Below are 14,813 nucleotides of genomic sequence, written 5' to 3'. Positions count from 1 at the left end.
GGGATTTTGTCATACCAATGCGAAAGGGAGGACAATGGTTAATTACGAAGTGTTTGCACTACGAACGGTCTCGCTTCCTTACATTAATTATTGCTATATTGTTTTGGACAAAAGCAGTCGTTCTGCCTTGTTAATCGATCCTTCATGGGAACTCGATGCCATCCTCGGCAAGCTGAACGATTTGAATGCAGACGTGAAGGGGATTATGTTGACTCACTCCCATTATGATCACGTGAATTTGACCTTGGTGCTGACGGAGATTTTTGAATGTGACGTATTCATGTCGAATGTGGAAATTGAAGACTACGGATTCCATTGCAGAAACCTGATAAGTGTCTCGGATCAAGAAGTCATCTCGATTGGGAGAACGAAGGTCACCTGCTTGTGGACACCCGGACATACCTCGGGAAGCATGTGTTTTTTGCTGGAGGACTGCGTATTTACTGGAGACACTTTATTCATAGAGGGCTGTGGGGGATGCCATTATCCAGGCGGTTCGGCTGAGGCGATGTTTGAGAGTATCCAAAAGATCAAGGCTTTGGCTGCCCCGGACTTGCGTGTGTATCCCGGTCATTCCTACGGGGCCGAGCCAGGCCAAACCATAAGAAGGTTGTACGATCAGAATATTTACTTTCAATTGGATTCGCGCAAGCATTTTGTCGATTTCAGAATGAGGCCGAATCAGAAAAGCGTATTTAATTTTCGATGATAGGGGAGTGAACAAAGGTGGGGAAATCCATCGTTATTTTTATTTTCCGGGCAAGGCTCGCAATACTACCAAATGGGCAGGGAATTATATCGAGATCAACCGGTGTTCCGCCACTGGATGCGGCATCTGGATCAATATTATTACGGAATAACCGGAAATTCGGTCATCGACGAGTTGTACGATAAGGATTATCCAATAAGTCAACCATTTGACTCATTGCCGCTCACACATCCCGCCATATTCATGATCGAATATGCCTTAGCCCAGGTATTTATGGAGCAGCAGATCTACCCTGATTATGTGTTTGGTACTAGTCTGGGGGAATTTGCGTCATGCACCGTTGCCGGAGCGCTGGATTACACTTCAGCATTGGAGAGTTTGGTCGTTCAAGCGGACATCGTACAGAATCATTGCGAACCGGGAGGGATGATCGCTATTCTTGAAAAAGTATCGCTGTTCCATAGCGAACCGGAGCTTTATCGGAACTGTGAGATTGCCTCGGTTAATTTTGACAATCATTTTGTCGTTTCAGGTGGAGCAGCAGGCCTCTCTGAAGTGGAGTCCTATATAAAAGACCGCAAAGTGATGTATCAGCGATTACCTATTCATTATGGTTTTCACTCTAAGTGGATAGATCCTGCCGGAGCGCTATATAAGCGTTATGCAACCTCATATTCTTTAAAGTCTCCTCAAGCAGGAGTCATATCAGCTCTAGCTGGCGGGGCCTGTGCTTCTTTTGAACCCGAATATTTATGGAACACGGTGCGGGAACCGATCCGCTTTCGCGATGCCTTGATAACTTTGCTGCCCATGGAGGATAAGATTTTTGTGGATTTGGGGCCAGGGGGAACACTTACAACCTTCATAAAGCACAATCATTCGTTATTTGGCCCGGACGGAGTCCAGAGTTTACATTCGGTTCTTAGTCCTTTTCACAAGGATATGAACAGGCTGGAGCAGGTACTGTCCAAAATAAAATGGGAACGGGTAACGACATGATGGCAAAGTGAGATTCGGTTGTCGAAACCAAGATTATTTTGCGATTGCCCGAGAAATAAAACCTGCGCTTCATGATAGTAATAGTAATTTTATTGCGATTGAATGATAACTATATGATTATATATCAACGGTGGATGGAATCTGGCTCAAGATGGTATTGGAGGTTCAGAGAATGGAACGTTTGGAGATCATCTCAGATAAGCTAAAGCTGCTGGGAGATAAGACAAGACTGACGATGCTGATCTTGCTAACAGAGAGGGAATGGTGTGTGTGCGAGTTCGTTCACGTGCTGCATATGTCACAACCAGGTGTCAGCCAACATTTAAGAAAACTGAAATCTCTGGGAATCGTGAATGAAGAAAGGCGCGGACAATGGGTACATTACTCGCTCAATGTTGCAGACAAGCCATACATTCAGGCCGTATTGAATGAGATGCCGTCTCCACAAGATATGCTTAAGCAGCTGAACAAAAGTGATATGAAATATTAATGTGATTAACGATGGTCACATTGTTCAATTGCCAGGCTTTTTTTATTCTAAATATAATCATATAGTTATATTATGATGTGTGTTTCGTTGTAACCTTTTGTTGAAAAGAAGTCTTGAAAGTCCGCGCGAACAGCGGCGTAAAGTAAGTCAAACAGCAGCATATCGGCATAGGATGAAGACGGGGCAACTTGAAATGGTTGCGGCGTCTTTTTTGCGTTATTGCACTAAAGTTGCAGGCACCCCTCCTTTTCAACTAATATTTAGAGAGGGAACGGAACTTCTAGTATGTAATCAGCAAGCGATATTTAATTACGATCGAGTCAAAAACGACTCTGAATCACACAATCGAAAGGAAGTATCCCATGAATTCTTTGCAAATCGAACAGCTCAAAATCATTCGGAATGAAATTACCCGTTTCATGATGAAATACAAATTCGCATTAGATGAGATTGAAACCAAAATGGAAATATTGAAAGAGGAGTTCCAGGCTCTTCATGATTATAGCCCGATTGAACATACGAAATCCCGCCTGAAGTCACCGGAAAGCATCATGAAGAAACTGCTTCGTAAAGGCGGAAACATATCCCTAAGCTCGATTGAGGATAACATTAAGGATATCGCAGGTTTAAGAATCACCTGTTCTTTTATTTCCGACATTTACAAAATCAGCGATATGCTGCAGCAGCAAAGCGACTTAACGGTTCTTAATGTGAAGGATTATATCAAGAATCCGAAGCCGAACGGATACCAAAGCCTGCATCTTCTAGTAGAAGTACCGGTGTACTTCTCCGACAGGGTTGAAAAGGTATGCGTTGAAGTTCAGATTCGAACCATTGCCATGGATTTCTGGGCAAGTCTGGAGCACAAGATCTTCTACAAATATAATAAGTCGGTTCCTCAGCAGCTGCTGGAGGAGCTGAAGAATGCAGCGGATACCGCCAATGCGCTGGACCGTCAAATGGAACAATTGCATCATGAGGTACAAGCAATCAAAGATTCAGAGAGTGAGGATTCATTGCTGGAGGAGCTGAAGAGCATTCAGATTAACAATCGCAAGTATGAGCTTCCAGCGGGCTTGCTTGAGGTATTCACGGAGGAGAAATAAGGTTAAGTCTGTTTCGAAGATATCAAGTGCAACATGTTTCATCGGCAGTGGTACGGGTATATATATCCTAAGTGGGAAGTGAGAGTCACATCAACACCAGACGGATAACAAGACTGTTAAAGTCGGAATTACCGAAAGGACTTGATACCCATGAAGCATATAACGAGGAATAAGGAAGGCACCGCCTGAATTATTCCGAAGACATCCTAAGTAATGTAATGATGGTTTGTGAACGGTAATAACCGCTTCCCACTTTAAAAAACTCTGCGAGGCATCTCGTGGAGTTTTTTTCGTTGCATCCCGGCTGGATATGCTGATCTTTTGCTGAAAAGACTGTTCACAATATTGAGGGAATGGCGGCATTCGATGGACTGCTTCTATGATATACTTATGAATTGGATACAATGGTAAGTAACATGGATGAGATTGTAAAGAACCTACATAATTGAGGTGTATATAGTGACAACTATAGTAGTGATCGGCGGCGGCATTACCGGACTTACAACCTTATACTACCTGCAAAAAGAGTTAAAGCTTCGTCATCAGGAGATGAATCTGGTGCTTATTGAGGCAAGCGAAACGCTTGGAGGGAAAATTCGAACCGTTCAGAATGGCGAGTTTATTATGGAAACCGGCGCGGATTCCATCGTGTCCCGAAAAACGAATGTGGCACCGCTCTTGGAGGAGCTTCAGCTAACGGATCAGGTTGTGTATAATGCCACGGGAACCTCTTTTATTTACACAAGCGAGGGACTGAAGAAAATTCCGGACGAGAGTGTGTTTGGCATACCGCTTAGCCTGAGGTCGCTGGCCGAAAGTGAGCTCGTATCCGCGGAGGGGAAGGTAGTGGCGCTCAAAGATTATTACACGCCCAATGAGACATTCACCAGGGATGATTCGCTGGGGGAGTTTCTTGAAGCATTTCTTGGCAAGGAGATTGTGCAGAAGCAGATCGCTCCGGTCATATCAGGGGTGTATTCCGGAGATCTTCATGACTTGACCATTGCCTCCACCTTCCCCTATTTGCTTGATTACAAAAATACATATGGCAGCATCATGGGCGGCCTCGCAGAGAATAAGCAGAAGTATCTGGGTGCGGGAAACAAGAAATTCATCTCCTTCAAAGGCGGCGTCTCGGCTTTGATTGATGCCCTGGAAGATACGGTTTCTCAAGCAGGAGCAGAGATTTACAAAGGAACAGCAGCAGCGAAGCTGAAGAAAGTAGCTGATGGCTATGAAATTGCACTCTCCAACGGAGAGAAGCTTGAAGCCGATTATGTTGTGCTGAGCACGCTGGCTTCATCTGCGAAGGAATTGCTGCAAGATCCACACCTTAACGAAGACTTCGATCAGCTGTATACCAAATCCCTCATCAGTGTGTATCTTGCTTTTGATATACAAGATGAAGAACTTCCTTATGATGGCACAGGATTCATTACGGGCAAAGGCACACATTTGAAGTGTGATGCCTGCACCTGGACCAGTCGGAAATGGGAGCATACCTCCGAGAACAAGCGATTATTGATGAGATTGTTCTACAAGAGCTCCAATCCGCATTATGAGGAGTTAATCCGGTTAACGGACGATGAATTGAAGCAGGTCGGGATGGAGGACATCAACCGCAGCTTGGGTATTACGGCAGAGCCGGTCTCCTGTGAAGTTACGAAGTGGCATGACGACATGCCGAATTACCATTTGAAGCACAGACAGGTTGTAGAATCATTGGAGCGCAAACTAAAAGACTCGTATCCTAACGTGATTCTTGCGGGATGTTCTTACTATGGGGTAGGCATCCCGGATTGTATTGCGAATGGTGAGAATACGGCTGGTCAGATTATGGAACGTAATCAGGAGGCAAACACATGACCATCTACATTGCACTGCTTCGAGGGATCAATGTCGGGGGCCACCATAAAATAAAAATGGCCGATTTAAGGAAGATGCTGGAGGGCATGGGGCTAACCCATGTACAAACCTACATTCAGAGCGGAAACGTACTGTTTCAATCCGCGGAATCCAAAGCAGCTCTGCGTGCAAAGATGGAGCAGGGCATACTTGAAGTGTTCGGCTTCCCAGTGCCGGTGCTGCTCAGAACCTCCTCGGAAATCGAAGGGATTATTCGGAATTGTCCTTTCTCAGAAGAACGTATTCGCCTTGCCGAGGAAGCCTCAGAGTTTGAAAGCCTGTATGTTGCCATGCTGCCTGCGGCTCTTGCAGCTGAAGAGGTTGAGAAGTTGAAGAACTATGCGAACGACAAGGAAGCCTTTGAAGCGATAGGTGAAGAGGTCTATTTATTATTTAAGGAAAGCGTCCGGAATTCCAAGCTGGCAGGGCAATTGTCCAAGCTCAGTCTACCCGTCACGATGCGGAATTGGAAAACGATGAACAAGCTGGCACAGCTGGCCATGGAGATGCAGAATGAGCCGCCTCAATAGTTGAATGGGGCGAACTCGCATCGATGAGCAATCGACGTTCTGAAAAGATGGTTTTGAAAGAGAGTTGTTTCGTTTATTGAGGAGCGGGTAAATATAGAATAAGTGGGAAGTGGTATTGTCAATCGACGGACGGAAGAACTTGATGTCATTCCGAAAGGCAGTTGATTCGCCATGAACACTCGCAAAAGGAGAAGAAGAGCGAGATTTCTTCGATTCTTTTCAGGTAAGGCACCCTAGCAATTGGAAAATTGCTGCATAACGAACTTCAAATCGCTTCCCACTCATAAGGATCCTGCGATATCATTCGCGGGGTCTTTTTTTTGTGCAGTAAATGGAGCCCAAGTCCATATCTAATAGTAAAGAATGCCTGACAAATGGTTCCCTGTGACTAGAGGTGGAAGGGACTACCGGGACTAATATATCATTTATCAAATTTTACATAAAGTGGTTTAAAAACCGGGCAGAATATGCAATTATTGATTTCAGGAGGTGATGGGGTACGCAACTCCTCGAGGGGACAACCTGAATCGAACGTTGTGAAGGAGCTTGTGATGAAAACGCTTTAATTTTAAATTTGGAGATCCCATGGAGACCTGGAGAATTGGGAAACTGAATTGATTGCTCAACAAATCATTTCTAGGAGGTTTTCCATGTCTAAGATCGTCCTTAATCGATGTATTTCCTGCTTCTTGATTCTCTGTATCGTCTTATCAGCCTCGTTCACCGTTGGCATCGGACAAGCTTCAGCCGAGCAGCTGGCTACAGGCAATACCGTTCCGGAGCTGTTAATTACTGAACTTGTACCTGATTCTACAAATGTTGGAACTGCAGATGGATACGAATTTATTGAAGTGTATAACAATACCGATCAGGCCATCGATTTCAGCAATTACAAAATACGCTACCGTTATTTGGAGAGTGACACACTCTGGGCGCACGTCCCTGATGAGGTGACCATTCCAGCCGGCGGTACGCTGGTGTTCTGGATTATTAACGGTCAGAACAATAAATCAACGATTGGCGATTTTAATAATAACTATGGCACCCAGCTGACTGAGAACACCGATGTGGTAAAAATATTCTCAGGCGGTATGTCCAATTCGCGCATGCGGGAGCTCATGGTAGTGACCAACACCGGGCGACCGATCGTGTCTGCATTCTATAATGACGGAGAAGTCCATAACGGTCCTGATCTGGGGATCTTCTATAAATATCCTGAGGACGGCAGCCAGAAAATGCAGCGGACCTCCCAACTGGAGCATCTGGCAACGCCGGGTTCATTACAGCATTCTGAGGTGCCGTCGGAGCCGGTACATATCGATATAACGAAGGAACCGACCGTGACGAACCGCACGACAGCCATGGACGTAGAGCCGGGAGATAATCTGGAGATAATTGCCGAGGCTCATGATGCGCGAATGGTCACTTCTGTGGCATTATCTTATCGTGTCGATGATCAAAATGATTACACGGTCGTTCAGCTCCAGGAAGGAAAGCAAGATTTCCGGCATACGATCTCTTATCTTGAACTGCTGGGACACCGTAAACTGGAGTATTTCTTCACGGTGTCCAATACGTTTAAAGAAGTGGAGAGCCCCAAGTATGAGGTCGATCTGACAGGGAATGGAGCAAGCGCCAGATTGAACCTGGATCATCAACAAACGGTAACCGGCACAACGTACATCCGGGGCGCCGCAAATGGTGCGGAATCCAACGACCTGGAGCTTTTTATAGATGGACAGAGGGTTCAAGGTGTGCCTGTCATGGAGCACTCAGCCTACTTTGTATTTGAAGCGGATGGTATCGATGATGGGATCAACACGGTAACCATCGGCAAGGACGTTCTCTACAAGACCGAGGCTAATATAGATGGTTATCGAACGATCGCTGTCCCGATTGAACCCGAGTGGCTGACAAGCGGCATTAACGAAATAACGCTCCGGGCAGGCGACAATGAGCGAACCTACTTCGAGGATAACAAGCCTGCTGGGAACATGGATGACTTCAATGTCCGAAATGTACGACTTCTGTTAGGAGACGGAACGGAGATACGGGATCCGCGATACAGCGACCCTGCGCTGATTCATGATCTGGGTGATGACGGACGGTTTCTGCCGCTGGTTGAATTTTATTTTGACATTCCGGCGGATAAGCTAAAAGCTTTGTCGTATGCGTGGGATACCTCGCAAGTTACGGACGGGCAGCATACGGTCCAACTGAACATAAAGGGCCAGTCTGGAGTATCTGCCACCGTTCAGTCCGATAATCATGGGCCGGAAATCGATGTGAGTGTGGAAGAGGGAAAGTCTTATAAGGGGAACATCCCGATCGAAGTGTCCGCTGTGGATAACGTATCCGGCGTGGATCGTATGGAGGTCACACTGGACGGTCGATTAATCGAGGTGCCATACGCGACTTCATCATCGGAGCTTGCACCTGGTGATCATAAGCTGGAGATTCGCGCAGTGGATAAGATCGGCAACAGTTCGGAACGCTCCGTTACGTTTAACACTGCTCAGGAGCATCCGAATGCACCGGTCTTGGTGTCACCAGCGGATAAGGAGACAGGAACAGGGCTTTCGCCAGAGCTGAAGGTTCAAGTCAGTGATCCATCGAATGACGAGCTTGAGGTTTCCTTCCATCAGGCGCATACGTATCACTCGTTAAGCGGTGATCGAGTGAAGTTGTCCAAGAACGCTTCGGATGAAGAACCGCCCAAGGTCAAGCTTCCGGCTGGCGAAACCGTATTGACAGAAGAGGAATTGAAACTCATCTCCGAGTCCAACGATCAATATGTTACCGTGGATTCTACATCCCAGTTCCCTTACATCCGCTTCGAGGTTGACCTGGAGCAAGCCGCCGAACCAGGCGACGTCGTCGAAGTGGGCTGGGAAGGACATACCGTTTCTGGTCGCAAGGTCACGATGTACGCGTGGAATTACAATACAAGCAAGTGGACGGAAATCACGAAACATATCGCCCAGTCCGAAGATGATTTTACGCTTCGTGGAGAATTGGCCGCAGCTGACTACGTGCGGAGCAACCAAGTGGATGTCATCGTACAGGATGAAATTCCCACCCGAGGTGATTATGACTATACCTTTGTCTGGGTATCGGATACCCAGTTCTTGACAGAGCTGTACCCGCACATTCAACAGAAACAATTCGACTGGATCGTCGATTCCATGGATGATATGAATATTAAATATTTGTTCCATACCGGTGACATCGTAAATGATCCGACGGCGCAATATCAGTGGGAACGAGCCGACAGATATATGAACATGCTGGAGAGTGCAAACTTGCCTCATGGCGTGCTTGCCGGTAATCATGACGTGGGTAGTTATGATTGGGATTACACGACCTACAGTCAATATTTTGGAGAGGACCGCTATAAGAATCAGCCCTACTACGGTGGCTCCTACAAGGATAATCGCGGTCATTACGACCTCATCTCCGCCGAAGGCAACGACTACATCATGATGTATATGGGATGGGGAGTCGAAGACGAGGACATAAAGTGGATGAATGAGGTTCTGGCTGAGTACCCGGACCGAATCGCGTTTCTGAATTTCCATGATTACATGCTTGCCAATGGAACGCGTTCCGGTGTAGGAAACAAGTTATACAAAGAAGTGGTCGTCCCGAACCCGAATGTAGTTGCTGTTCTGAGCGGGCATTACACGGGAGCCAGTCTGCTCAAGAATGAGCTGGATGATGACGGTGACGGTACGCCGGACAGAACCGTCTATCAGATGCTTGCGGACTACCAGGGACATGCCGATGGTGGCAGCGGCTATCTGCGCTTGCTGCATTTTGATAAGGAAAGCAATCAAATTTACGTGAATACGTATTCTCCATACCTGGATAAGTACAATTATTATACAAATCCAGGAGTGGACGAGTTTACGATGAATCTGGATCTTGAGCCGAAGCTGAAAAGGGTGGCAACGGATTCGATTCAAGTGAATCATCTGAAAGGAGCGGCTTTGGGTGCACCGCAGAAAGTTGCCAGCGGTGCAGTGGTGACGCAGCCATGGACGGGGCTTCAATCGAACGGGACGACGTATTCCTGGTATGTTCTTGCACAGGATGAATTCGGCGGGAGAACCGTATCGGATGTTTGGTCATTCACAACCGAAGGCGGGGAGCTTCCTGCTCCGACGAATCTGAAGGCACTGCGAGTGACATCCTCCTCGGTTCAGTTGGGCTGGGATTCTGTGAACCATCCGGACCAGCAGGTCGCGGGCTACAATATCTATCAGAATGGTCAGCAGACAGCGACTGTAACGGAGAGTGTGTATGAAGCGACAGGGCTGATGGCAGACACGGTATACGAATTCCAGGTAACTACCCTGGATGAACAAGGGAACGAATCGGATCGAAGCGACAGGTTAACGATTACAACGAATGCTGAGGTCATTTCGGGTGCGCCTGTATGGTCATCCGGAGAGTTGAAGGTTACGGACATTACGCCAATAAGTGTAACCTTGGGCTGGCCGGAGGCGAATGCACCTGATGGCGTGGATGGCTATCGCGTCTATCAGAATGGTCGGAGTGAACCGGTGGTTAACGTGACGAACGACGTGTATTCACATACCGTCTCCAGCCTGGAGCCGGATACGTTGTATCACTTTACGGTAAAAGCCTATAATGCGGCTGGAGAGAGCCATGGACTTCATCAATCGGTTACAACTCCGGCGGCAGCTGTAGACAAAAGAGAGCTGAAAAGGTGGATTGCTTTGGCACAGCAAAGGCTCGATGAAACCCAAGAAGGCTCATCGCCGGGCCAGTACCCGGCAGCGGCACGATCCGCTTTACGGACTGCCATTGCGAGTGCCAGTGTCGTAGCGGAACAGGATCAAGCCACAGCCAAGGATGTAGAGGATGCAGTGATAGTATTGCAAGCTGCAATCCGTGCCTATAACGTTTCGGTTGTTCCTTCATCGGAGAATCCTCCATCTTCTGGTTCCGATTCTTCCGGAGGTATCGTACGGTCAGGCAACACAAACCTGAAAGGCCTTGAAGTGATCATTGGCGGCAAGGCGGTAGAACTATCTCCTGCGTTCAACCAGAATACAACGGAGTATCGGCTTGAAACGGAAGCCGAATCGGTACAGCTCCGTGTTGGCGCTGCGCACAGCGGAGCCAAGGTGCTTCTGGGTGATGAAGCCGTGAAGCCGGATCAGCTGATCCCCTTAACGGAAGGGGATAACATTCTGAGGTTGGTAGTTCAAGCCGAGAATGGCGCGACAAAGGTCTATCAGTTGAACATTCATCGTAAAGCTAAGCAAGAGACAGAAGCAACGAAGCCCGATCCCAAGCCGGCAGGGTTAACGGACATCGGTGAACACTGGGCCGCGTCAGCCATTGAACAAGCCGTTCAGCTTGAGATTGTTGGAGGTTACCCGGACCAGACCTTCAGACCGGACCGTCAGGTAACCCGTGCTGAATTTATGGTGATGCTGGCAAAAGCCATGGAGGGCCACGGGAATTCCGCGACGCTGAACTTCAAAGATAGTTCCCTCATCGGACCTTGGGCGCTTGAAGCCGTTCAATGGGCCGTATCCGAAGGTATCGTGAAGGGATACGAAGATCGTTCATTCCGTCCGAATCAAACCGTTAACCGTGCAGAGATGGCGGTCATACTTGTGAGATACCTGGGACTGAGCTTGGGGGATGCGGAATCTTCCTTCCGAGATCATAGCAACATTCCTGCCTGGGCAGAGAAGGAGATATCCGCTGCTGTTGATGCCGGTATCGTGAATGGCCGCTCGGGTAACCGATTTGCTCCACTTGAATCCGCGACTCGCGCGGAAGCGGTTATGATGATTCTTCGCATGCTCGAGAAAGTGGAGAAATAACGAGTTATTCAATGAACAAGAGGCTTTCGCCCAAGCATATTCATGGGTGAAGGCCTCTTTTACATGAGGAGATTCATCGATATTCATTCCACTATCGAAGCCGATAAAGCGATAGGAGAATCGTAACCTGCAAGAGTGGACGCTTGAACAAACGTGCGCTCTTGCAGGTTATTTTTTTATCCAATGATTAAACGCTCTGTCCCTTTACCTTCAATAAGTAGGCCAGCCCTGGGCGTCCCAGTTCAGGTCATTGATGAGCAGCTTCGGCGTACCGTTGTCCGTTGCGTCATAAGCATGTCTAATGATGATGTTGTTATACACATCTTGGTGTCCGGGCCCCTTCCAGACGGCATTGCCGCTGTCCATGATCGTGCCGCCGCCGTTCATCATGCTGGTTCCGTTCTTGTCTACGTAAGGGCCCGTGATATTGGCAGAACGGCCATAAGCGATTTTATAAGTGCTGTTCACGCCCTGACAGCAGGAATCAAAGGAGGCAAACAGATAATAGTAACCGTTTCGGTAGATGATCGTTGGCGCTTCTACGGCACCGCCGTTGTTAGGACGTGAGGCAATGGAATAAAGCGTGCCTGTCGGTTTCATCGTGCTTGCATCCACGCGTGTCAGCTTCAGTCCGCTCCAGAACGAACCGTAGGCGAGCCAAGGGTTACCGTCCTTGTCAATCGTCAGGGTGGGATCGATTGCATTATAGTTGTTAGATGATGTCGTCCGTGTAACCAGACCGTCGTCGCGCCAATTGCCTGAGGTGATGCTGGTTGTCGAAGTCAAGCCGATGGCGGATGTGTTGGACCCGAAGGACGAGATCGAATAATAGAGCCAGTAACGACCGTTGAAATATTCAATATCGGGTGCCCAGAGATCATTCGTGCTCTGATTCGGTACATAGGTCTTCCACCAGGAAAGCGGAGAGGAAAATACCTGATTGGCCCTGGTCCAGTTCGTGCCGTTGCTGGATTTCAGCAGCTGAATGCCCTGTCCTGTTGAGAAGGTGTACCATGTATTCCCTTCCTTGATGATCGTTGGATCGTGAACGACAATATCACCGCTAAGGTTCCAGAAAGCGCCGAATGCCGACTGTGCGCCCGTGACGCACAACCCAATGGCAAGCACAAGCGAAGTAAGCCATTTTCTCTTCTTGTTCATTCGTTATATCCTTCCTTTCAATCTGAATTAGAGAGAACGAATCCGTGAAACACTTCTAGAATAAATCACCTCCGATTTGTTTGAAATTTATTTCATGTTAGTATAAATCGATTTATGTTATTATAAATTATAAAAGCGCTTCCAGTATAAGTAAAGTACAAATTCTATGACAAGATCGACCCGCCTGTTCAACTGAATATTGGCTGTGGAATACAGAAGATTCAGGTCTAGTCTTCTATATACAAACAAAGCCCCGCGAACCTCGCAGGGCTTTGTTTCGTGTTTGTATTCCAATCGTAATCAGACCCAGCGTCCGCCGCGGAATACTGGCTCAACCGTGCCGTCCGCCAGCTCGCCATCAATGTCGAGCTCAGCAGACCCGATCATGAAATCGACATGCGTCAAGCTGACATTGGCTCCACGAGCCAGCAGTTCCTCCTTGCTCAGCTTGGTACCGCCCTCTATATTGACCGGATAGGCGCTGCCAAGTGCAAAGTGACAGGAGGCATTCTCATCAATCCCGGTGTTATAGAACACCCGATTCAGTTGAGAGATCGGCGAGTCATGCGGAACGAGCGCCATTTCCCCGAGATAGGATGCACCCTCGTCCGTGTCGAGCAGTGTTGTGAGATGCTCCCGTCCGGATTCGGCTTCATACTCGACTACCTTGCCGTCCTTGAAGGTAAGCTTGATGCCTTCAACCAATCGGCCATTCAGATTGAGTGGAAGCGTACTGGTTACGGTACCGTTCACGCCTGTACGGTGCGGCATCGTATAGATCTCTTCTGTTGGCATATTGGCAACAAAATATACGCCGACTTCGTTCTCATCGCCGCCGCCGAGCCATAGATATCTCTCCGGCATATCAACACGCAAATCGGTTCCCGGTGCGCGGTAGTGAAAGCTCTTGTAGCGCTTTGCGTTCATGTGATTTTGTCGCAGCTTCAGTTGAGCTATATGATCGCGCCAGGCTGCTACCGGATCGTCGTTTCCGACACGGGTCATCTGGAATACGGCCTCCCACATGGCTGGAACCCGCTCTTCTTCAGGGAGGTCTGCAAACACTTTATTAGCCCATGCACGCGTAGGCGCCTTAATGAGCGACCAGCTGATTTTGTTGTTGCGCACATAATCCTGGTATTTCTCGCTGGCTACAGCGGCAGCTTTTACAGCCGTAGATACTTTGGCTGAGTCAATTCCACGGAACAGCTCAGGATCCGGTACCTTAATGCGCAGAATGGCACCTCCGCCTTCGGCAAGCTGCTGCATGGCATCTGCCTGCCACTGTGGATAATACCCGAAGGAATCGTCAGGTGCCTTCTCATAACGAATTCGGGTGATTTTCTCGTCTTCCCAATCGACTTGCACATATTTGGCGCCCGCATCATATGCCTTGGCTACGATGTGGCGGGTCAAATCTACGGTTTCAATGGGCGCATTGACGATTAGAACTTGACCTGGCTGAACGTTTACGCCCACTTTAATGACCAGCTCCGCGTATTTCTCCAGATTTTTCTCGAAATTGTCCATATGTAGATGTCCTCCATTTCAGATGTACACTTTATTCTATCACGTTAACAGTAGACACTAAACAAATGGATGATGGCGATTATCGGCAATTGCCTCTTTTTCTTGTCCAGAGTAAGGGAGATTTGTCTCCGAAGCAGATGTTTCAATTCATGCAGTGAGCAATCTGACTGTCCACATTGTTTAACTTTGCCTCGTAGAAGGAGAGCATTTCCTCGCAGTATTCGTAAGCATCGGGCGAAGCCACCTCACCGCGGAGTAATACCCGTATTTGATCTGTGGTCAGACCGAGCTTCAAGTACAATGGAATCATCTTGACCCGTTCGATCGCGGATGCGCGTTAAAATCGCGGTAATCATTGTCCAGTCTGTCGGCTTCCAGCAGTCTTTTTTGCTCATAGTGCCGGATGGAGCGCATGGACATGACTGTGTTGTGATAATTCGCTGATCTTCATTCCATGTGTATCTCCCTACTTAAATTAGATAACCAGATTATCGCTACGAGCTGCCTGTGCTTTAAGGA

9 protein-coding genes and 1 pseudogene are annotated in these 14,813 nt (G+C 47.9%); 7 read left to right on the top strand and 3 right to left on the bottom strand.

Annotated elements, in window-relative coordinates:
• Positions 1–34: 34 nt before the first annotated feature.
• From PVOR_RS18445 to PVOR_RS18415, 7 genes and pseudogenes are all read left to right on the top strand, one after another.
• Positions 35–709, top strand: coding sequence for an MBL fold metallo-hydrolase (locus tag PVOR_RS18445; RefSeq protein WP_006210954.1), 675 nt, complete (start codon positions 35–37; stop codon positions 707–709).
• A gap of 48 nt (positions 710–757) precedes the next feature.
• Positions 758–1,708 (top strand): annotated as a pseudogene (locus tag PVOR_RS18440) (acyltransferase domain-containing protein); the annotation flags it as partial.
• Between the two features lie 172 nt (positions 1,709–1,880).
• Positions 1,881–2,198: an ArsR/SmtB family transcription factor gene (locus PVOR_RS18435; protein ID WP_006210952.1), complete on the top strand. Its 318-nt coding sequence runs from the start codon at positions 1,881–1,883 to the stop codon at positions 2,196–2,198.
• A gap of 362 nt (positions 2,199–2,560) precedes the next feature.
• Positions 2,561–3,304 (top strand): GTP pyrophosphokinase, encoded by a 744-nt coding sequence (locus PVOR_RS18430; RefSeq protein ID WP_006210951.1) that lies wholly within the window; start codon positions 2,561–2,563, stop codon positions 3,302–3,304.
• Between the two features lie 459 nt (positions 3,305–3,763).
• Entirely contained in the window at positions 3,764–5,170 is a 1,407-nt protein-coding gene (locus tag PVOR_RS18425) for a protoporphyrinogen oxidase (RefSeq protein WP_040680738.1), read from the top strand.
• Entirely contained in the window at positions 5,167–5,739 is a 573-nt protein-coding gene (locus PVOR_RS18420) for a DUF1697 domain-containing protein (protein ID WP_006210949.1), read from the top strand. The genes PVOR_RS18425 and PVOR_RS18420 overlap by 4 nt, the downstream gene beginning before the upstream one ends.
• 650 nt (positions 5,740–6,389) lie before the next feature.
• Positions 6,390–11,603: an S-layer homology domain-containing protein gene (locus PVOR_RS18415; RefSeq protein ID WP_006210948.1), complete on the top strand. Its 5,214-nt coding sequence runs from the start codon at positions 6,390–6,392 to the stop codon at positions 11,601–11,603.
• Between the two features lie 210 nt (positions 11,604–11,813).
• On the opposite strand, the gene PVOR_RS18410 is transcribed toward PVOR_RS18415, so the two are convergent.
• The 3 genes from PVOR_RS18410 to PVOR_RS33060 form a co-directional block, all read right to left on the bottom strand.
• Positions 11,814–12,764, bottom strand: a complete 951-nt coding sequence (locus PVOR_RS18410) for a glycoside hydrolase family 43 protein (RefSeq protein WP_006210947.1) — start codon at positions 12,762–12,764, stop codon at positions 11,814–11,816.
• Positions 12,765–13,064: 300 nt separating this feature from the next.
• Positions 13,065–14,294: an aminopeptidase gene (locus tag PVOR_RS18405; protein WP_006210946.1), complete on the bottom strand. Its 1,230-nt coding sequence runs from the start codon at positions 14,292–14,294 to the stop codon at positions 13,065–13,067.
• Between the two features lie 142 nt (positions 14,295–14,436).
• Positions 14,437–14,595, bottom strand: a complete 159-nt coding sequence (locus PVOR_RS33060; protein ID WP_419144517.1) for a hypothetical protein — start codon at positions 14,593–14,595, stop codon at positions 14,437–14,439.
• Positions 14,596–14,813: the final 218 nt, after the last annotated feature.

The sequence above is a fragment of the Paenibacillus vortex V453 genome (genome assembly GCF_000193415.1).
In the GTDB taxonomy this organism is placed as follows: Bacteria; Bacillota; Bacilli; order Paenibacillales; family Paenibacillaceae; genus Paenibacillus_AQ; species Paenibacillus_AQ glucanolyticus.
This window is presented reverse-complemented; position numbering and strand designations above follow the sequence as displayed.